This is a genomic window from Loktanella sp. IMCC34160 (assembly GCF_004145845.1).
Classification (GTDB): domain Bacteria; phylum Pseudomonadota; class Alphaproteobacteria; order Rhodobacterales; family Rhodobacteraceae; genus SELP01.
Genome location: NZ_SELP01000001.1, coordinates 152564 through 173643, shown reverse-complemented (window position 1 = coordinate 173643; position 21080 = coordinate 152564). Strand labels below are relative to the sequence as shown.

Genomic DNA, 21080 nt, shown 5'->3' with positions numbered 1-21080 from the left:
AGGCTCAACTCCGTTTTCGCGCATGACTTGCGCCTAGTGTAACCCATTTTTGCCAAGGAAGTGCAATGCCCATAACCGAACGCCTGCGCCAACTGGGACTCTTTGACGCCAGGGCACCGCGATATACCAGCTATCCGCCCGCGAACCATTTCAGCGAAACGGTCGGGCCGGACCAGACCGCCGCGTGGCTGGCGGCAATACCCGAAGGGCAGCGCGTTTCGCTTTACCTGCATATTCCCTATTGTCGGCGGCTGTGCTGGTTCTGCGCCTGTCGAACCCAGGGGACGGCCACTGACCGCCCCCTTGTCCCCTACCTTGATCTGCTGAAACGGGAAATGGCGCTTGTGGGCAGGCACCTTCCCGGAAATGTCGAAATCAGCCAGATCCACCTTGGCGGCGGCACGCCCACCCTCCTTCCGCCCGACCTGATCCGTGATCTCGGCGCCGCGCTGAAAACCTATCGACCCTGGGCCGATGATATCCAGTTCTCGGTCGAGATTGACCCGACCGAGGTCGATCAGGCACGGATCGACGCATTGGCCGAGGTGGGGATGACCCGCGCCTCGATCGGGGTGCAGGATTTCGACCCTAAGGTTCAGGATGCAATCGGCCGCCAGCAAAGTTTCTCTGACACCCGCGATGTCGTCAAAATGCTCCGCGACGCCGGGGTGACCTCTTTGAACATGGATATCCTTTACGGTCTGCCGTTCCAGACCAAGGCCCGGATGGCCGATAGCGTGCAGCGGGTTTTGTCGCTGAACCCGGACCGTGTGGCGCTCTATGGTTATGCCCACGTCCCGTGGATGGCCAAGCGGCAGGTTCTGATCCCCGCGGACGAGCTTCCCAGCGCCGAAGAGCGGCTGGAGTTGTTCGATACCGCCCGCGACCTGTTCCTGTGGGACGACTATGTGGAAATCGGGATCGACCACTATGCCCGCAAGGACGACAGCCTTGCCGTCGCCGCACGCGAAGGCCGCCTGCATCGGAATTTCCAAGGCTATACGGACGACACCTCCGAGGTTTTGATCGGCATGGGCGCCTCTGCGATCTCGCGCTATCCGCAGGGTTTTGCGCAGAATTCCTCGACCTCGTCGAAATATGCCGTTGCGATTGACGGCGGAACACTGGCGACTGCACGCGGCCATGCGATGTCCGACGATGACAGGTTGCGGTCGGCGATGATCGAACGGCTGATGTGCGATTTTGGGCTGGATATCGAAGCACTGGCAAAACAGTTCGGCCTGCCCGAGGCCGCCCTGTTCGATATGACCGACACGATGCGCCAGCGGTTCGCGGATCAACTGGTCGTTGAGGGGCATAAGATCCGGCTGACGGACCATGCCCGACTGATCGCCCGCCTGGCCGCGCAGGAAATCGACGCCTACGCCATGCCCGAGGGGCGGCACAGCCGCGCGCTGTAACGGCCCGGCCCCGCATTGGAGCCGGACCCATTGACCTTAGCCCAGAACGGTTTTGACCGCGCTGACCGTTGCCGCGACGATCTCGTCCGCCTCGGCTCGGGTCAGGCAGAAGGGCGGCGCGTAGCCGATGATGTCGCCCTGCGGCATTGCCCGCGCGATTACCTTGGACTGCGCCAGCATTGCGGCGGAAACCTGCGGCCCGATCTTGTCGGCGGCGTCAAAGAAGGTGCGGCTGTCGCGGTCCTTGACGAATTCAACAGCGCAAAGCATCCCCTCGCCCCGGATGTCGCCGACGTTCGGATGATCGCCCAGCGCATCCGCCATGGCCGCGTTCAGATAGGCGCCAACCTCGCCCGCGTTCTGGATCAGGTTCAGATCGTCCAGAAGCTTCAGGTTGGCAACGCCGGCCGCCGCGCCGATCGGGTGGGCGGAATAGGTCCAGCCGTGACCGATCGGGCCGTTTTCATCGGTCCCCTGTTCCAGAACCTTCCAGACTTTGTCCGAAATGATCGACCCCGACAGCGGCGCATAGGCGCTGGTCAGCCCCTTGGCGATGGTGATGATATCGGCCTCAAGCCCGTAGTGATCAGAGCCGAACATGCTACCCAGACGGCCAAAGCCGGTCACAACCTCGTCCGCGACCAGCAGGATATCGTGCTTTTTCAAAACGACCTGGATCGCGGCCCAATAGCCTGCGGGCGGCGGCACGATGCCCCCGGTGCCCATGACCGGTTCGCCGATGAAGGCAGCGATGGTGTCTGCACCCTCACGCTCGATCAGCGCCTCCAGTTCGGCCACGCAATGGGCGACGAAATCGGCCTCGGACATGGTCAGGGCGGGGCGGCGGAAATAGTAGGGGCTTTCCGTGTGGATGACCTGCGCCAGCGGCAGATCGAATTTCTTGTGAAACAGCTCCAGCCCGGTCAGCGACCCGGTCACGAGACCCGACCCGTGATAGCCGCGCCACCGGCTGATGATCTTCTTCTTCTCCGGCCGGCCAAGGATGTTGTTGTAATACCAGATCAGCTTGACGTTGGTTTCATTCGCGTCCGAGCCGCCAAGGCCGAAATAGACCTTGGACATGTTCGACGGCGCCCGATCGAGGATCATCTTCGACAGGGTGATCGACGCCTCGGTTCCGTGGCCCACATAGGAATGGTAATAGGCCAGTTCGCGCGCCTGATCGGCGATCGCCTCGGCGATTTCCTGACGGCCATAGCCGACATTGACGCAGTAAAGGCCCGCGAAAGCATCAAGAAGCTTGGTGCCGTCCCGATCTTCGATATGGACGCCGCCAGCGGTGCGGATCACGCGGGTCGGGGTTTCACCGCGCGCATGTTGGGCAAGATGGGTCGACGGGTGAAAGAAATTCTCGCGATCCCATTGGCTCAGTTGGTCATTGGTCAACATTGGCGGCTCCTTGATTCCATTTGTGCCGACCATGTCGGGATTCCGGCGATACCGCGACCGGAAATCACCCGCTATCCAGATGAATCATCTGCCAGAAGTGCCTAGTGCAGAATCTTTCACTCTTCGAGCAAGGCCGCGAAGGGCGGCGGCGCACCCGTCTTGACCGGCTTCGTCACGATATAGCTGTAGTATCGGGCGACCCCCAGCCGCGCCTCAAGCAGCGCGTCGATCAGCGCCTGATAACAGTCGATGTCTCGGGTCACGACTTGCAGCAAATAGTCATAGCCGCCGCCCAGCGCCCAACAACCGGTGACCTCGTCATAGCGGTGCATCGCGGCCTCAAACGCGCGGAAACTGGCGGCGGTGTGGTCGGTCAGTTCCACCACGACAAAGACCGTCACGCTGGGGCCGATCTTGCGCAGGTTGAACCGCGCGCCATAGCCTTCGATCAGCCCCGCCTTTTCCAGTTTCGCCAGCCGCTCCCAGCAGGGCGTCGGCGTCAGCCCGACCCGTTCGGCCAGTGCGGCCTTCGTGATACGCCCCTCGCTGGCCAGCACCCGCAGAATGGCAATGTCGCGGTCATCAAGCTTGATCATGTGTCCCTGTTCTTTCGTCGCGGGTCGTTTTCATCCTATCGAAGCGCTGACGCCTCTGCCATCTTTCGCCCATATCAGACGGAGCCCGCCGATGACCACGCTTTCGGAAACAACCGAGATCCTGCGCGACCTGATCGCCTTTCCCACAGTGTCCACCGACAGCAACCTTGCCTGCATCGGATATCTTGCCGACCGGCTGGAACGCGCGGGCGCGCGGGTCGAGGTCTATCAGGATGACACCGGGGCCAAGGCCAACCTTTGGGCGACATTGGGGCCGGATGCCGACGGCGGGATCGTCCTGTCGGGTCATTCGGACGTTGTGCCGGTGGCCGATCAGGACTGGACCAGCGACCCGTTCGTGATGGATGAACGGGCCGGTCTTCTTTACGGGCGCGGCGCCTGCGACATGAAGGGATTCATCGCCGCCGCGGTGTCGATGGCCCCGCTTTATGCCGCGCGCGATCTGGCCCGCCCGATCCACTTTGCCTTTACCCATGACGAGGAAACCGGTTGCCTTGGCGGGCAGGCGCTTGTCACTGAACTGCAGAACCGGGGTTATCGCCCGGCGATGGCGCTTATCGGCGAACCCACCGAGATGCGGATCATCGAAGGTCATAAGGGCTGTTTCGAATACTCCACCCATTTCCATGGGCTGGAAGGTCACGGATCAGGCCCCGATCTGGGGGTGAACGCCGTGGAATACGCGGTCCGCTATGTCAGCCGCCTGCTGGAACTGAAGGACAAACTGCGCCACCGCTGCCCCCCCGACAGCCAGTTCGAACCGCCCTGGACCACGATCAACACCGGCGCGCTGATCGGCGGCGTGGCCCATAACGTGATCCCCGGCAAGGCGCGGGTGGATTGGGAAATGCGCCCGGTCCAGAAATCCGACGCCGATTTCGTGAAGGAAGACCTGCACCACTTCTGCACCCATCACCTGCTGCCCGCGATGCAGGCCGTGGACCCCTCTGCCAGCATCCACACCGAAGTGATCGGAGAGGTCGTCGGGCTTGAACCGATGGACCAGAACGCGATCCGCGATCTGGTTGTCGAACTGACCGGGGCGAACGCCACCGATCTTGTCCCCTTCGGAACCGAGGCGGGGCTGTTCCAACAATTGGGGATGGACGTGATCGTCTGTGGGCCGGGGTCAATCGCCCAAGCCCACAAGCCCGACGAATTCGTCTCGCTTGACCAGATGGTTCAGTGCCTGTCGATGCTGGAAAAACTGGGCGACAAGGTCAGCGCCTAGATCACCCGCGCGCGCAGGCCTTGCACAGCGGCGCGTGCGGAACCACGTCCAGACGTTCGGCGCTGATGTCATCGCCGCATTTCACGCAGACGCCATATTCTCCGGTTTCGATCCGGGACAGGGCGGCGTCAATCGCCCGGATTTCAGCAGCGGCCGAGACGCCGATGCCTTCCAGCACCTCGTCGCCTTCGCGTTCCGTCGCCAGCTCTTCCCAATCGGGGTTATGGTGCGCGTCCAGTTCCGCCTCGACCTCTTCGGACCGTTCGACAAGTTCGGCGCGACGGGCGAGGAGTTGGGCTTTGCGGTCTTCTGTCGTGGTCATCTGGGTCTCCTGTTTTGCCGTCACGCTAGCGGGTCTGGGACGTTCTCACTTTGACCGGGATCAAGATAGCCCGGTCTCGGCCAACCCATTGAGGATCGGGCAATCGGGCCGGTCGTCGCCGTGACAGGCCCGCACAAGCCCCTGCAGCGTATCCCGCATGGCTGACAGATCGGTAATCTTGCGTTCAATCTCTGCCAGATGGCCTTTGGCGATCTGCCGGACGTCGGCGCTGGCCCGGTCCTGATCTTCCCAAAGGGCCAGAAGGTCGCGACAATCCTCGATCGAAAAGCCGAGCGCCCGCGCCCGCCCGAGAAAGTTCAGCTTGTGCGCGTCGCTGTCCCGGAACTGCCGATATCCATTATCCCCGCGCAGCGGCCGGACCAGCCCGATATCTTCGTAATAGCGGATGGTCTTGGCGGGCAGCCCGGTCTTTTCGGCGACTTCACCAATATTCATGCCGCGCCCCCTTTCTCGACCACGGGGCGGACCCAGCGCAGCCGCAAGGCATTTGACAGGACCAGCACGGAACTGGCCGCCATCGCCCCCGCGGCCAGCGCCGGCGACAGCATCACCCCCCAGACTGGATACAAGAGACCGGCGGCGACGGGGATCAGCAGGATGTTATAGCCAAAGGCCCAGCCTAGATTCTGGCGGATGTTGGACATGGTGCGGCGGCTGATTTCCAGCGCGTTCACCACGCCCGACGGATCGCCCGACATCAGGACCACATGGGCGCTTTCCACTGCCACATCGGTACCGGTGCCGATGGCCACGCCGACATCGGCGGCCGCCAGCGCCGGCGCGTCGTTGATCCCGTCCCCGACGAAAGCCACCCGGCCCTCGCCCTGAAGGGCGCGGATCGCCTCGACCTTGCCCTCGGGCAAGACCTCGGCCTGGACCAGATCAATCCCAAGTTCCTTTGCGATGGCCCCGGCTGTCCGCTCGGTATCTCCGGTGATCATCGCAACCTTCAACCCCTGTGCATGCAGCGCCGCGACCGTGGCCCGGGCTGTCGGCTTGATCCGGTCCGCAACGGCCAGAACCCCGGCTGCCTTGCCGCCGATGGCAACAAGGATCGGCGTCCGCCCCTTGGCGGACAGCTCGACCGCGCGCGCTTCCTGCGCTTCGGCCACGATGCCCTCTTTCTTCATCAGGCGGGCGGCGCCGATCAGCACCTCGACCCCATCGACCGTCCCGCGCAGTCCATATCCGGGGATCGCCGCGAACCCTTCGACTGTGGGCAGGGTCAGACCCTTTTCCTTGGCCGCCCGGACAATCGCGGTGCCAAGCGGGTGTTCCGACAGGGCCTCGACCGCCGCGACCTTGGCCAGAAGCCCGTCCGCATCAATGCCGTCCACCGGTTCCAGATCGGTCAGGTCCGGCTTGCCTTCGGTCAGTGTGCCGGTCTTGTCAAAGCCGACCACCTGCACGGATTGCAGCGCCTGAAGCGCGTCGCCCTGCCGGAACAGAACGCCCAGTTCAGCCGCCCGCCCCGTGCCAACCATGATCGAGGTCGGCGTGGCCAGACCCATTGCGCAGGGGCAGGCGATGATCAGGACGGACACCCCAGCCACAAGGGCAAAGGACAGAACCGGCGCCGGGCCGAAAACCAGCCAGACCAGAACCGTCAGCGCGGCGACCGCCATCACGGCGGGCACAAACCATGCCGTGATCTTGTTCACCAGATCCTGCACCGGAAGGCGGGCGCCCTGGGCGTCCTCGACCATCTGGATGATCCGGGCCAGCATCGTATCGGACCCAACCGCCGTGGCCCGCACCCGCAACGCGCCATTGCCGTTCACGGCTCCGCCGGTCACGGTCGCGCCCTTGGTCTTTTGCACCGGCACCGGTTCGCCGGTGATCATGCTTTCGTCGACCCAGCTGTCACCTTCGCGCACGATCCCGTCAACGGCGATCCGTTCGCCGGGCCGGATGTGCAGGAACATGCCCCGCTGAACCTCTTCGATGGGAACCTCGACCACCTCGCCATCGCGTTCGACCCGCGCGGTATCCGGGCGCAGCCCGATCAGCCGCTTGATCGCGGCCCCGGTCCGGCCCTTTGCCCGGACCTCCAGCCAGCGGCCCAGCAGGATCAGGGTGACGATCACCGCCGCCGCCTCGAAATAGACCGCCCGCGTGCCGGTGGGCAGTAGGCCGGGGGCAAAGGTTGCGATGGTCGAGAACCCGAAGGCCGCCGAGGTGCCGAGGGCGACTAGCGAATTCATGTCCGGCCCCCGGCGCAAGAGGGCCGGAACCCCCTTGGCAAAGAACTGGCGGCCCGGAATGGCAAGGACCAGCGCGGTCAGGACAAACTGGATCACCCAGGATGTCTGCATCCCGATGGTCTGGCCGATCCAATGATGGATCGCCGGAAACACATGCCCGCCCATCTCTATCACGAAGACCGGCAGGGTCAGGGCGGCAGCAAGGATGACATTGCGGCGCAGGGCTGCCGCCTCCTCGACCGTCTTGTCGGTCCGCACTTCGCCCGAGGCGATCTGGCGGGCGTCATAGCCCACCGCCTGCACCGCCGCGATCAACGGCGCCGGGTCATGGACGAGCGCCGAGACCGACGCGATCCCGTCAGCAAGGTTCACCTTGGCCGACAGAACGCCGGGCACAGAGGACAGCGCGCCTTCGACCTTGCTCAGGCAAGAGGCACAGGTCATCCCCGTGACTTCCAACCGGAACCGGTCCGGCACGGCGGGATAGCCTGCGGCGGACAAGGCGCCCGACAGGGCGCGCGTCGCTTCGGCCCCGGCATCTTCCCGCAGAACCACACGGCCGGTTTTCGTGGCAAGGTTCACCTCGGCCCGGTCCACGCCACCCACGGCCTTGAGCGCCTTTTCCGCCCGGCCCACGCAGGCCGCGCAGCTAAGCCCGTCAATTTCAAACGAAAGCTGATTTTGTGCGCCCATGATCTGGCCCTCCTTTGCGGCCTTGTCCTACCAGATAAGGGTTCCAGTCACGGGAAGGTCAAGGCCTTAGGCAACAATCTGTGAACTATCCGTGCAGCGCGCGTCTGGACTTATCTATGCCACAACGCTGGCCCTAAGGCCGGACTTGGCGTCGGGCGCATGGTGGGACAAAGGCAAACCCCGGCCATCCCCGGCCGACAACCGATTCTTCAGGAGCCCGCCATGGATATCCAATCCCTGACCAACGACCCCTCTGCCGTGATCGAGGCCGACCGCGCCCATGTCTGGCACCACCTGACCCAACACAAGCCGTTCGAGGCGATCGACCCGCAGATCATCGTCGAAGGCAAGGGCATGCGCGTCTGGGACATCACCGGCAAGGAACATATCGACGCCGTGTCCGGCGGGGTCTGGACCGTCAACGTCGGCTATGGCCGCACCGAAATCGCCGATGCGGTCCGCGATCAACTGGTGAAGATGTGCTATTTCGCCGGGGCCAAGGGCACCATTCCCGGTGCCGAATTCGCCCAGCGCCTTGTTGAAAAGATGCCCGGCCTGTCGCGCGTCTACTACGCAAACTCCGGGTCCGAGGCGAACGAGAAGGCCTTCAAGATGGTGCGCCAGATCGCGCACAAGCATTACGGCGGCAAGAAGCACAAGATCCTCTACCGCGACCGCGACTATCACGGCACCACCATCGCAACCCTGTCGGCAGGCGGCCAGCAGGAGCGCAACGCCCAATACGGCCCCTTCGCGCCGGGCTTTGTCGAGGTGCCCCACTGCCTTGAATACCGCGCCCAAGACGGCTGGGCCGGCGAAACCTACGGCGAAAAGGCAGCCCAAGCGATCGAGGATGTGATCCTGCGCGAAGGTCCGGACACCGTTGGCGCGCTCTGCCTCGAGCCGATCACAGCAGGCGGCGGCATCATCGTTCCGCCGAAAGGCTATTGGGAGCGGGTGCAGGAGATCTGCCGCAAGTATGACGTGTTGCTGCACATCGACGAGGTTGTCTGTGGCCTTGGCCGCACCGGCACCTGGTTCGGCTATCAGCAGTTCGGCATCCAGCCCGACATCGTGACCATGGCCAAGGGCGTGGCCTCTGGCTATGCCGCGATTTCCTGCTGCGTGACCACCGAGCGGGTGTTCGACCTGTTCAAGGACGACACCGACCGGATGGGCTACTTCCGCGATATCTCGACTTTTGGCGGCTGCACCGCTGGGCCGACCGCGGCGCTGGAAAACCTCAAGATCATCGAAAAGGAAGACCTCGGCGCGAATTCGGTCAAGATGGGCGAGCGGCTGAAATCGAACCTTCAGGCGATCATGGACAAGCATCGCTGGGTTGGCGAAGTGCGCGGCATGGGCCTGTTCGCCGGGATCGAGCTGGTGGCCGACCGTGACACCAAGGAACCGGTGCATGAATCCAAGGTCATGGGGATCGTCGCCGACTGCATGAAGCAGGGCGTGATCATCGGGGCGCAGAACCGGTCGGTTCCGGGCTTCAACAATACCCTGCTGTTCGCCCCGGCGCTGATCGCCACAGCGGACGACATCGACGAGATCACGACCGCAGTCGACAACGCGATCACCACCGTATTGGGGTAGCTTCTCTTCCCTGCCCCAAGACACTGGCCCGGCCTCTGCGCCGGGCCTTTTCTTGAAAGGCCCCGCCATGCCCCGCCTGAATGCCCTTGGACAACCCGTCGGTGATCCGCTGGACGTCACCTTGCCCCGGCCACGGCCGGACCGGACCCCGATGCAGGGCACGCGGGTGACGATCGTCCCGACCGACGTTGCCACTCATGCCGCCGGTCTGTTCGAGGCGTTCGGGCAGGACAGGGGCGGGGGTAACTGGACCTACCTGCCCTATGGGCCATTCAACACCGAAACCGCGTTCCGCCAATGGATGGAAACGACCTGCACCGGCGACGACCCGCTGTTCCATACCATCCTGAACGGGGCCGGTGCGGCGGTCGGGCTGGCCAGCTACCTGCGGATCGACCCGGCCAACGGGATGATCGAGGTGGGGCACATCCACCTGTCGCCACACCTGCAACGCACCGCCATGTCGACCGAGGCGATGTTCCTGATGATGGCGCGGGTCTTCGACGATCTGGGATACCGGCGCTACGAATGGAAATGCGACGCGCTGAACGCCCCGTCGCGGGCAGCGGCCGAACGTCTTGGGTTCCGTTATGAAGGCACATTCCGGCAGGCCACCCATTACAAAGGTCGGAACCGGGACACCGCCTGGTTCGCCCTGACCGACAAGGATTGGCCCCGCGCAAAGGCGGAATTCCAACGCTGGCTGAATCCCGCTAACTTTGACAAGAATGGCGGGCAATTGACCCCTCTTCGCATACTACAGAACTAAGTCCAGATTGCGCGCCACTTAAGACCACCCTAGGCTGATCCCATGCCGATCAGCCCCGAATCCTTTTTCCTTGATCCCAGCTCCGAAGGCACCCTTCAGGCGCAAATTCGCCAGATGGTGGCGCAGGGTATTCTGGACGGGCGGTTTCGCCCCGGTGAGCGGCTGCCGTCGTCGCGCAAACTGGCCGATCACCTTGGGGTCAGCCGGATTACGGTGACGCTGGCCTATACCGAACTTCTGGCCGACGATTACATCACCTCGCGCGGGCGGTCGGGCTATTTCGTGTCCGACAACGCACCTGAACCCCCGTCTTTCCCGGCGCAGCAATCGGGCAGCGGGACGGTGGACTGGGGTCGCATCCTCGGACAGCGCATCCCCGCCTCGCTGGGCCTGATCAAGCCCGCCGATTGGGCCAGCTACCGCTATCCCTTCATCTATGGGCAGGCCGACCCGACCCTGTTCGACAGCGCGAACTGGCGGCTGTGCGCGCTGCAGGCGCTGGGGCGCAAGGATTTCACCGCGCTGACCACCGACTATTTCGACGGTGACGATCCGAAGCTGGTGGAATTCATCGCCCGCCAGACCCTGCCGCGCCGGGGCATTCTGGCGGGGCCTGATGAAATCCTTGTCACGCTGGGCGCGCAAAACGCGCTGTGGCTTGCGGCGCAGGTTCTGCTGACCCAGCGCCGGGTGGCGGCGATGGAAGACCCTTGCTATCCGGCCCTGCGGTCGATCCTGACCCAGTCGCGGTGCCAATTGGCCAGCGTGCCAACCGATGGCGACGGGTTGAACCCGGATGACCTGCCGCCCGATGTGGATGTGGTGTTCACCACCCCCTCGCACCACTGCCCGACCACATCGACCATGCCGCTGGCCCGGCGCAAGGCGCTGCTGGAGAAGGCAGAGGCCGAGAATTTCCTGATCGTCGAAGATGACTATGAATTCGAGATGTCCTTCCTCAAGGCCCCCTCGCCCGCGCTGAAATCACTGGATCGGAACGGGCGGGTGATCTATGTCGGGTCCTTCTCGAAATCGCTGTTTCCGGGGCTGCGGCTGGGATACCTCGTCGGTCCCGCCCCATTTATCCGCGAGGCGCGGAACCTGCGGGCGAGCGTGTTGCGCCACCCGCCGGGGCACATCCAGCGCACCGTCAGTTATTTCCTGTCACTTGGCCATTACGACGCGCTGATCCGCCGGATGAGCCGGGCCTATATGGAGCGGCGGCAGGTGATGGATGCGGCGATCGACGAATTCGGTCTGACCGTGGCGGGACGGGCCACCTTTGGCGGGTCGTCGGTCTGGATGCAGGCGCCTCCGGGGGTAAATACCAGCTTTCTGGCGGAACGGCTGCGCCTGCAATCGGTGCTGATCGAACCGGGGGCGAATTTCTTCGCGGGCTCGGACAAGCCCACCTGCTTTTACCGGCTGGCCTATTCCTCGATCCCGGCGGGCCGTATCCGCGAGGGGATTCGCCTTATCGCCGAGGCCATCCGGCACTCCAGCTGACAGATCTGGCGCTAAGCCGCAAATTCAACTGGCCCTAACCCCGATGCCCCGGCCAGACTAGTGTCACCGCTGAAACGGCAGGCGCCCGGGGCGCCGCCCAACGTCTTTGCGCGAAAGGTTCCCACAATGAAGATGACCACCGAAGAAGCCTTTGTGAAAACGCTCCAGATGCATGGCATCCAGCATGCCTTTGGCATCATCGGATCGGCCTTCATGCCAATCTCCGACATCTTCCCGAAGGCCGGGATCACCTTCTGGGACTGCGCCCACGAAGGCTCTGGCGGGATGATGGCCGATGGCTACACCCGCGCCACCGGCAAGATGTCGATGATGATCGCCCAGAACGGCCCGGGCATCGCCAACTTTGTCACCGCCGTGAAAACCGCCTACTGGAACCACACGCCGCTGCTTCTGGTCACGCCGCAGGCCGCGAACAAGACCATGGGTCAGGGCGGGTTTCAGGAAATCGAACAGATGCGCATGTTCGCCGACTGCGTCTGCTATCAGGAAGAAGTGCGCGACCCGTCCCGCATGGCCGAGGTGCTGAACCGCGTCATCATGCAGGCCAAGCGCAACTCGGCCCCGGCGCAGATCAACGTCCCGCGCGATTATTTCACCCAAGTCATCGACGTCGAAATGCCCCGGATCGTCGCCTTTGAACGCCCCGATGGCGGGGCCGAGGCACTGGATCAGGCGGCCAAGCTTCTGTCCGAGGCCCGGTTCCCGGTAATCCTGAACGGTGCGGGCGTTGTCATTGGTGGCGCGATCCCGGCCTCCATGGCGCTTGCCGAACGCCTGGATGCCCCGGTCTGCTGCGGCTATCAGCACAACGATGCCTTCCCCGGTTCGCACCCGCTGTTCGCCGGGCCGCTGGGCTACAACGGATCCAAGGCCGCGATGGAACTGATCGCGCAGGCCGATGTGGTGCTGGCGCTCGGCACCCGCCTGAACCCCTTCTCGACCCTGCCCGGCTACGGTATGGATTATTGGCCCAAGGAGGCCAAGATCATTCAGGTCGACATCAACCCCGACCGGATCGGCCTGACCAAGCCCGTCTCGGTAGGGATCGTCGGCGACGCGGTGAAAGTGGCCAACGGCATCCTTGACCGCCTGTCGGGTACCGCGGGCGACGAAGGCCGCGACGCCCGCAAGGCCGAGATCGCCAAGCGCAAGTCGGCATGGGCGCAGCAGCTGTCCAGCATGGACCACGAAGACGACGATCCGGGCACCACCTGGAACGAACGCGCCCGCAGCGCCAAGCCGGAATGGATGAGCCCGCGCATGGCATGGCGCGCGATTCAGGCGGCGCTTCCCAAAGAGGCGATCATCTCGTCCGACATCGGCAACAACTGTGCGATCGGCAACGCCTATCCCAGCTTCGAAGCGGGGCGGAAATACCTTGCCCCCGGCCTGTTCGGCCCCTGCGGCTATGGCTTGCCTTCGGTGGTTGGCGCGAAGATCGGCTGCCCTGACACCCCCGTGGTCGGCTTCTCGGGCGACGGCGCCTTTGGCATCGCGGTCACCGAATTGACCGCCATCGGCCGCGAAGAATGGCCCGCCGTGACTCAGATCGTATTCCGCAACTACCAGTGGGGCGCGGAAAAGCGGAACTCGACCCTGTGGTATGACGACAACTTTGTCGGGACCGAACTGGACGAACAGGTGTCCTATGCCGGTATCGCCAAGGCCTGTGGCCTTAAAGGCGTCGTGGCCCGCACGATGGACGAGTTGAGCGAGGCCCTGCGCAAGGCCATCGACGACCAGATGAACCACGGCAAGACCACGCTGATCGAGGCGATGATCAACCAGGAACTGGGCGAGCCCTTCCGCCGTGACGCGATGAAGAAGCCCGTCGAAGTTGCCGGGATCGACCCCGCCGACATGGCGCAGACCCAGGTCTGACGGAATGGCGATCCCCCGGAACCGGAGTAACCCGATACCGGGGGCCCGCCGCCCCAATGGACGGGGGGCCTTGCCCCCCGCTTGCCCCTGATGCCCTTCGGACTAGCCCCCGATCACGCCATATGGCTTGCCGCGGCCCTTCTGGGCGCGGCCTTTGTGCGGGGGTATTCGGGCTTTGGCTTTTCGGCGATCTTCATCGCCTTCGCCGCGCTTCTGACCAACCCGGTCCCGCTGATCCCTGCGATCTTTGCCTGCGAAATCGTGATGACTCTGTTCCTTCTGCCCAGCATTCGCGGCGCAATCGACTGGCGACTTGTCGGCTTGCTGACGCTCGGGGCGGCCATCGCGATCCTGCCCGCCGTCTGGGTCATGGCCCGGCTAGAGGAAGACACCGCGCGGCTGGCGGTTTCGGCGCTGATCTTCGCTTTGGGGCTGGTCCTCCTGTCAGGTTGGCGGCTGGAACGGCGGGTCGGCGGACCGGGCTACCTTGGGATTGGCGCGGTCTCCGGGATGGCCAATGCGGCGGGCGTCGGCGGGCTTCCGGTTGCGGGTTTCATGACGGCCCAACCGCTATCGCCGCAGGTGTTCCGGGCGGTCATGGTTGTCTACCTGTTCTTTCTAGACCTGATGACCCTGCCGGTCATGGGGCTGAACGGGCTGGTCAGCCGGGACACCTTCATCGCCGCGGGAATGGCCTTTCCCATCCTCGGGGCCGGCATCTGGCTGGGCAGCAGGCGGTTCGGCCATGCCTCGCCAACCGCGTTCCGGCGGGCGGTTGTGGTCCTTCTTCTGCTTCTGTCGGGGCTGGGACTGTGGAAGGCGCTGACATGATCCTCGTCCTGAACATGGGCTCATCCTCGCTCAAGGCGGCGGTGTTCGACGACGGGCTGGCCATCCTTGCGCAGGGCGGCGTGTCCGAAATCGGAGGCGCCGGAAAGCTCTCGCTCAACGGCCGCGCCGCGCCCTGCGCCTGCCAATCCCACGCCGGCGCGCTGGAGTCTTGGCTGGCGGCGCTGACGGCCACCGGGGCGGACCTGTCGGCACTTCGCATTGTCGCGCACCGGGTCGTTCATGGCGGGGCCGATCTGACCACGGCGCAGACCCTCTCTCCGGCCGTTCGGGACCGGATCGCGGAGCTTTCAGACCTCGCGCCGCTGCACAACCCTCCGGCCCTTGCCGGGATGGACGCCGCCGCGGCGCGTTGGCCGGACCTGCCACAGGTCGCAGTCTTCGACACGGCCTTTCACGCGACGCAGGCGCCGGTCGACACCACCTACCCGCTGCCTGCCAACCTGCGCGATGCCGGGCTGCGCCGCTACGGGTTTCACGGGATCAGCTATGCCGGGCTGGTGCGCAGCCTTGGCCCGGACCTTCCGCCCCGGCTGCTGGCGTTCCACATCGGGGCGGGGGTCAGCGCCTGCGCCATCCGCGACGGACAATCGGCGGCCACGACGATGGGCTATTCACCGCTGTCCGGGACACCGATGGGCACAAGGTCCGGCGACATCGACCCGGCCCTTGTCCTGCGGCTGGCCCGTGACCTTGGGGTGGAGGGCGCCGAACAGGTCTTGTGGCGCGAAAGCGGTCTTTCGGCCCTGTCCGGCATCGGCCCCGACATGCAGCGGATCGAGGCAGCAGGCACCCCCGAGGCGGAGTTCGCGATCAACCATTTCTGCCAGTGGATCGCCCGGCAGGCGGCGGGGCTGATTCCGGCCATGGGCGGGGTCGATGCCTTAGCCTTTACCGGCGGGATCGGCGAAAATTCGGATCGGGTGCGCACCGGCATCCTTGATTGCCTTTCGTGGCTTGGCGATCTGCCGGTGCATATCGTCCGGGCGGACGAGGAACGCACGATTGCACGCATCGCGATCGAAGCCCTTGGGCCTAAACCGTGACCTATGCCAGCGCCGAAATGACGACCGTCGATTTGACGATGTCATCCACGCTTGCCCCACGGGACAAGTCACAGACGGGCCGCCGGAACCCTTGCAGAAATGGGCCAAGTGCCTGTGCGCCCGCCAGTTCCTGCGCCAGCTTGTATGAAATATTGGCGGCATCGAGCGATGGGAAGATCAGCACATTCGGGTCGTCGAAGGGCACTCCCTTCTTGGCCGCGATCCCGGCGTTCAGTGCCGCATCGGCCTGCACCGGCCCGTTGAACCCCGTCGCCTCTGCCGCTGCGCGGACCTTGTCCACGCTGTCGCCGGTTCCGCTGGTGCCGGTGGAAAACGACAAAAGCGCCACCCGCGCGTCGCCCAAAAGCGCCCGGGCCGACCGGGCAGAGGCCTGCGCGATCCCGGTCAGCGCCGCTGCGTCCGGGTCAACCGTGACCGCGCAATCGGACCAGATCATGTCTCGCCCACCGGGAAACCGCATCAGGAAAAAGGACGATGGCTGCGCGATCCCCTCCGCCAGTCCGATGCCCAATCCCGCCGCCTCGATCACCCGGCGGGTTGGGTTGGTCACCCCGGCGATCATCGCATCCGCCTCGCCCGCCGCGACCATAGCCGCCGCGCGGATCAGCGGCTTGGACAGCATCCGATCGGCCAATGCGGGTTTGACCCCGCGCCCGTCGATCAGGGCGGCACGCTGCGCGTCGGACTGCGGGGCAAGAGGGACCGGCTGGCACAAACCGCGCCGTTCCAGTTCGGCCATGGTCTCGCGGATTCGCGGATCATCGGTTTCAGGAAAGACGATCCTGCGCGGGCGCGCCTGCGCCTCTGCCTCCAGCCGCTCCAGAATATCCATCCCGCTCCTCCCGGTCCTGCGTCACGGTTCCCCGCATGGAACGCACCCCACCGGCAAAGAGCAACCCGAAAATCGGCCAAATGTCTGGTCGGATCGAACCGGGATTGATACACGAATGATGCACACCGCAAGAAGGCCAATGACATGACCCACCGGCAACCCCATCTTGATACCTCGCCCAAGGTTTCGGACGAGGTGCGCAAGACGACCTGCTACATGTGCGCCTGCCGTTGCGGGATCAACGTGCACATGAAAGCGGGCAAGGTCGCCTATATCGAAGGCAACCGCGACCATCCGGTGAACAAGGGCGTGCTGTGCGCCAAGGGCAGCGCGGGGATCATGCAGGTCAACGCGCCGTCGCGCCTGCGGGCCCCGTTGAAGCGGGTCGGCCCGCGCGGGTCCGGCCAGTTTGAGGAGATCAGCTGGGACGAGGCCTATGACATCGCCGAAAGCTGGCTGCGCCCGATCCGCGAAACCGCGCCGGAGAAGCTGGCGTTCTTCACCGGCCGTGACCAGTCGCAAAGCTTCACCAGCCTCTGGGCGCAGTCCTTTGGCACGCCGAATTACGCGGCCCACGGCGGGTTCTGTTCCGTCAACATGGCCACGGCAGGCATCTACACGATGGGCGGCGCCTTCTGGGAGTTTGGCCAACCCGACTGGGACCATACCAAGCTGTTCATCCTGTTCGGCGTGGCTGAGGACCATGACAGCAACCCCATCAAGATGGGCATCGGCAAGGTCAAGGGCCGTGGCGACAAGGTGATCGGCGTCAACCCGATCCGCACCGGCTATAATGCCGTCGCCGACGATTGGTACGGGATCACGCCGGGCACCGACGGGTTGCTGATCCTGTCGCTGATCCATTGTCTGATGAAAGCGGGGAAGATCGACCTCGACTATCTTGCGCAGTTCACCAACGCCCCCTGCCTTGTGAACGAAGACCCGGCCAGCCCGCAACAGGGGCTGCTTCTGCGCGACGAGGAGGGCAACCCTATGGTCATCGACCGGCGCAGCGGCAAACCCGCCCGCTGGGATGGCGACGGGGTCGAGCCGGACCTGACCGCCACCCTGCGCCAGAAGGGTGTGACCCACCGCCCGGTCCTGCACCATATGGCCGACCGCTACCTGTCCGACGACTACGCGCCAGAGGCGGTAGCCGAGGCAACCGGCATTCCCGCCGCCCGCATCCGGCAACTGGCGGCCGAAATCGCGAAGACCGCCTTTGACGCCCCCGTCGTGCTGGACCGGGAATGGACCGATTTCCGCGGCAAGACCCACAAGTCCATGGTCGGCCGCCCGGTGTCGTTCCACGCCATGCGTGGGATTTCCGCCCATTCCAACGGGTTCCAGACCTGCCGGGCGCTGCATACCCTGCAAATCCTGATCGGGGCGGTAGAAACCCCCGGCGGAATGCGGTTCAAACCGCCCTACCCCAAACCGGCAACCGCCCATCCCAAACCTCATTGCAAGGTGACCCCCGGCGCGCCGCTGAACGGTCCGCACCTTGGGTTCGTGCACGGCCCCGAAGACCTGTGCTTGAAGGACGATGGCACCCCCGCCCGCATCGACAAGGCGTTTTCCTGGGAAAACCCGATGTCGGCGCATGGGCTGATGCATATGGTCATCTCGAACGCGCATGCGGGCGACCCTTACAGGATCGACACGCTGTTCATGTATATGGCGAACATGTCGTGGAATTCGTCGATGAACACCTCGGGCACCATGAAGATGCTGACCGACGTGGACGACAACGGCGACTATTTGATCCCGCATATCATCTATTCCGATGCCTATTCGTCCGAAATGGTGGCCTATGCCGACCTGATCCTGCCGGACACGACCTATCTGGAACGGCACGATTGCATCAGCCTGCTGGACCGCCCGATCTGCGAGGCGGACGCGGTGGCCGACGCGATCCGCTGGCCGGTGATCGAACCGGACCGCAACGTGAAGGGGTTCCAGTCGGCGCTATGCGATCTGGGCGCGCGGCTGGGCCTGCCCGGGTTCGTGAACGAGGATGGCAGCCAGAAATACGCCGACTACGCCGATTACATCACCAACCACATCCGCCGCCCCGGCATCGGGCCGCTGGCCGGTTGGCGCATGGGCGACAAGGGCACCCAACACGGGCGCGGCGACCCGAACGCCGCCCAGATCGACAGCTATATCGCCAATGGCGGGTTCTGGGTTGAACATGTCCCCGAGGGGGCGGCCTATTACAAACCCTTCAACCGCGCCTATCAGAACTGGGCGGTGCAGATGGGCTTTTACGACAGCCCTCAGCCCTACATTTTCCAGCTTTACGCCGAACCGCTGCGCCGGTTCCAATTGGCCGCCGAGGGCGAGGGCCGCATCCAGCCGCCCGACCACCTGCGGGACCGGATCATCGCCACGATGGACCCGCTGCCAATCTGGTATGCCCCGATCGAGGACAGCCACATCGACACCGGCGAATTCCCGGTCCACGCTCTGACCCAACGGCCCATGGCCATGTATCACAGCTGGGGCAGCCAGAACGCATGGCTGCGGCAGATCCACGGGATGAACCCGCTTTATGTGCCCACCAAGATCTGGCGCGAGACCGGGTTCAAGCCGGGCGATTGGGCCCGCGTCTCCTCGACCCACGGCGAGATCGTGGTGCCGGTCGTGGAAATGGCCGCGCTGAACGACAACACCGTCTGGACCTGGAACGCGATTGGCAAGCGCAAGGGGGCCTGGGCGCTGAAAGGCAACACGCCCGAGGCGACCAAGGGCTTCCTGCTGAACCATCTGATCCACGAACTTCTGCCGGCCAAGGAAGACGGGATGCGTTGGGCCAATTCAGACCCGATCACCGGGCAGGCGGCATGGTTCGACCTTCGGGTTAAGATCGAAAAGGCCGCGAAACCCGGCGCGACCCAGCCGCACCACCCAGAAATCGGCAGCCCTGTGCCCGCCGCCCCGGCCAACCTGACATGGAAGGTGGGCGAATGACCGAACTTCCCAAGACCACCGCCCGCAAGCTGGGCCTTGTCATCGACCTTGATACCTGCGTCGGCTGTCATGCCTGCGTCGTGTCCTGCAAGGGCTGGAACACGGAAAACTACGGCGCACCCCTGTCCGATCAGGACGCCTATGGCGAGGCACCGTCTGGCACCTTCCTCAACCGGGTGCACAGCTACGAGGTGCAACCCGCCGAGGGCACGGCCAAGCTGATCCATTTCCCCAAGTCCTGTCTGCATTGCGAAGACGCGCCCTGCGTCACCGTCTGCCCCACCGGGGCCAGCTACAAGCGGACCGAGGATGGGATCGTTCTGGTCAATGAACAGGACTGCATCGGTTGCGGCCTCTGTGCCTGGGCCTGCCCCTATGGCGCGCGCGAACTGGACGCCGCCGAAGGGGTGATGAAGAAATGCACCCTGTGTGTCGACCGGATCTATAACGAGAACCTGCCCGAGATTGACCGCGAACCCGCCTGTGTGCGCACCTGCCCGGCTGGTGCCCGCCATTTCGGGGATTTCGCCGACCCCGACAGCAAAGTGTCACGCCTGACCGCCGACCGCGGCGGGATGGACCTGATGCCGGAACTGGGCACCAAGCCCGTCAACAAATACCTGCCGCCCCGCCCGCGCGACGCGGCGCAGGACATTGACATCCTTGCCCCCTACCTTGCCCCCGTGGCCGAGGAATCCAAAGGCTTTGTCGCCTGGCTCGACAAGGCGCTGTCGGCAATTCCTGGAGGATCGAACTGATGCATCCCGCACCCTCTGTCATCCTCTTCACAACCTTTTCGGGGCTCGGCTTTGGCCTGCTGTTCTGGCTTGGGATCGGTATGCCCGGCCCGACCGGCTGGGTCGCTTTCACATTCTTCGCCATTGCCTACCTGATGGCGGTGGGCGGGCTTCTTGCCTCGACCTTCCACCTTGGCCACCCGGAACGCGCGATCAAGGCCTTCAGCCAATGGAAAACCAGTTGGCTCAGCCGCGAGGCATGGGTCAGTGTCGCGGCGCTGCTTGTCATGGTCGTCTATGGCGCGGGGCTGGTGTTCTGGGGGCAGGCCACCGTGCCGCTTGGCCTCATCGGCGCGGCGCTCAGCCTGCTGACCGTGGCCACCACCTCGATGATCTATACCCAGCTGAAGACCGTGCCACGCTGGAACCATTGGTCCACGCCTGCGCTGTTCCTGTCGCTGTCACTTGGTGGCGGGGCACTCCTGGCGGGACAGGTGCGGTTTGCCCTGCCGCTTCTGTCCGTGGCCGCCACCGTCCAGATCATCGCATGGATGACGGGCGACGGGCGGTTCCGGGGGCGTGGCACCGATATCGGCACGGCGACGGGGCTCGGCACGCTGGGACGGGTCAAGGCGTTCGAGCCGCCCCATACCGGCACCAACTACCTGCTGCGCGAATTCGTCCATGTGGTCGGCCGGCGGCACAGCATGAAGCTGCGGCTTCTGTCGCTGCTACTGGGATACGGTCTGCCGATCCTGCTGTTGATGCTGCCCTTCTCACATATCTACGCGGGGCTTGCCGTGGTCGCCCATGTGGCGGGCATCCTGGCCTCGCGCTGGCTGTTCTTTGCAGAGGCCGAACATGTGGTCGGCCTTTACTACGGACGACAATAGAATCGAAAACGGCGGCCCAAGGGGCCGC

Annotated in this window: 17 protein-coding genes; 11 read left to right on the top strand and 6 right to left on the bottom strand. The window is 64.4% G+C overall.

The genetic code is table 11. The features are described from left to right. The first annotated feature begins 65 nt into the window (after positions 1–65). Positions 66–1421: an oxygen-independent coproporphyrinogen III oxidase gene (hemN, locus tag EU803_RS00860; protein WP_129678964.1), complete on the top strand. Its 1356-nt coding sequence runs from the start codon at positions 66–68 to the stop codon at positions 1419–1421. A gap of 36 nt (positions 1422–1457) precedes the next feature. Here hemN and EU803_RS00855 read toward each other — a convergent pair whose 3' ends face one another. Beyond that, entirely contained in the window at positions 1458–2831 is a 1374-nt protein-coding gene (locus EU803_RS00855; protein WP_129678963.1) for an aspartate aminotransferase family protein, read from the bottom strand. Positions 2832–2947: 116 nt separating this feature from the next. Next, a complete protein-coding gene (locus EU803_RS00850; RefSeq protein ID WP_129680111.1) occupies positions 2948–3424 on the bottom strand; it encodes an Lrp/AsnC family transcriptional regulator in 477 nt (158 codons plus the stop codon). A 94-nt stretch (positions 3425–3518) separates the two neighbouring features. Here EU803_RS00850 and argE point away from each other — a divergent pair, with 94 nt between their 5' ends. Further along, positions 3519–4679, top strand: coding sequence for an acetylornithine deacetylase (gene argE, locus EU803_RS00845; protein ID WP_129678962.1), 1161 nt, complete (start codon positions 3519–3521; stop codon positions 4677–4679). Between the two features lies 1 nt (position 4680). Here argE and EU803_RS00840 read toward each other — a convergent pair whose 3' ends face one another. Genes EU803_RS00840 through EU803_RS00830 form a run of 3 tightly spaced genes read right to left on the bottom strand, consistent with a single transcriptional unit; the run spans position 4681 to position 7919 of the window. After that, entirely contained in the window at positions 4681–5001 is a 321-nt protein-coding gene (locus EU803_RS00840; RefSeq protein ID WP_129678961.1) for a TraR/DksA C4-type zinc finger protein, read from the bottom strand. A gap of 60 nt (positions 5002–5061) precedes the next feature. Beyond that, positions 5062–5457: a Cu(I)-responsive transcriptional regulator gene (cueR, locus tag EU803_RS00835; RefSeq protein WP_129678960.1), complete on the bottom strand. Its 396-nt coding sequence runs from the start codon at positions 5455–5457 to the stop codon at positions 5062–5064. Next, on the bottom strand, positions 5454–7919 hold the full coding sequence (locus EU803_RS00830; RefSeq protein WP_129678959.1) for a heavy metal translocating P-type ATPase: 2466 nt from the start codon (positions 7917–7919) through the stop codon (positions 5454–5456). The genes cueR and EU803_RS00830 overlap by 4 nt, the downstream gene beginning before the upstream one ends. Before the next feature lie 222 nt (positions 7920–8141). On the opposite strand from EU803_RS00830, the gene EU803_RS00825 reads away from it, so the two are divergent. The 6 genes from EU803_RS00825 to EU803_RS00800 all read left to right on the top strand — a co-directional run bounded on the left by EU803_RS00825 (position 8142) and on the right by EU803_RS00800 (position 15596). Further along, positions 8142–9524, top strand: a complete 1383-nt coding sequence (locus EU803_RS00825) for an aminotransferase class III-fold pyridoxal phosphate-dependent enzyme (protein ID WP_207209147.1) — start codon at positions 8142–8144, stop codon at positions 9522–9524. Positions 9525–9591: 67 nt separating this feature from the next. Further along, positions 9592–10293, top strand: coding sequence for a GNAT family protein (locus EU803_RS00820; RefSeq protein WP_129678958.1), 702 nt, complete (start codon positions 9592–9594; stop codon positions 10291–10293). Between the two features lie 42 nt (positions 10294–10335). Further along, positions 10336–11799: a PLP-dependent aminotransferase family protein gene (locus tag EU803_RS00815; protein WP_129678957.1), complete on the top strand. Its 1464-nt coding sequence runs from the start codon at positions 10336–10338 to the stop codon at positions 11797–11799. A gap of 126 nt (positions 11800–11925) precedes the next feature. After that, a complete protein-coding gene (gene xsc, locus EU803_RS00810) occupies positions 11926–13701 on the top strand; it encodes a sulfoacetaldehyde acetyltransferase (RefSeq protein ID WP_129678956.1) in 1776 nt (591 codons plus the stop codon). Between the two features lie 90 nt (positions 13702–13791). After that, a complete protein-coding gene (locus tag EU803_RS00805; RefSeq protein ID WP_207209146.1) occupies positions 13792–14532 on the top strand; it encodes a sulfite exporter TauE/SafE family protein in 741 nt (246 codons plus the stop codon). Further along, positions 14529–15596, top strand: coding sequence for an acetate kinase (locus EU803_RS00800; protein WP_129678954.1), 1068 nt, complete (start codon positions 14529–14531; stop codon positions 15594–15596). The genes EU803_RS00805 and EU803_RS00800 overlap by 4 nt, the downstream gene beginning before the upstream one ends. A 1-nt stretch (position 15597) precedes the next feature. On the opposite strand, the gene EU803_RS00795 is transcribed toward EU803_RS00800, so the two are convergent. Continuing rightward, positions 15598–16449 carry a phosphate acyltransferase gene (locus EU803_RS00795; RefSeq protein WP_129678953.1) on the bottom strand — a complete coding sequence of 284 codons (852 nt, stop codon included), beginning with the start codon at positions 16447–16449 and terminating at the stop codon, positions 15598–15600. A 144-nt stretch (positions 16450–16593) separates the two neighbouring features. Here EU803_RS00795 and EU803_RS00790 point away from each other — a divergent pair, with 144 nt between their 5' ends. Genes EU803_RS00790 through EU803_RS00780 form a run of 3 tightly spaced genes read left to right on the top strand, consistent with a single transcriptional unit; the run spans position 16594 to position 21052 of the window. Further along, positions 16594–19422, top strand: coding sequence for a molybdopterin oxidoreductase family protein (locus EU803_RS00790; RefSeq protein ID WP_129678952.1), 2829 nt, complete (start codon positions 16594–16596; stop codon positions 19420–19422). Next, on the top strand, positions 19419–20180 hold the full coding sequence (locus tag EU803_RS00785) for a 4Fe-4S dicluster domain-containing protein (protein WP_129678951.1): 762 nt from the start codon (positions 19419–19421) through the stop codon (positions 20178–20180). The genes EU803_RS00790 and EU803_RS00785 overlap by 4 nt, the downstream gene beginning before the upstream one ends. Further along, the gene (locus EU803_RS00780) at positions 20180–21052 is read left to right on the top strand and encodes a DmsC/YnfH family molybdoenzyme membrane anchor subunit (RefSeq protein ID WP_129678950.1); all 873 of its coding nucleotides are present in this window, start codon (positions 20180–20182) and stop codon (positions 21050–21052) included. Before EU803_RS00785 ends, EU803_RS00780 begins: the two co-directional genes overlap by 1 nt. The last annotated feature ends 28 nt before the right edge of the window (positions 21053–21080 follow it).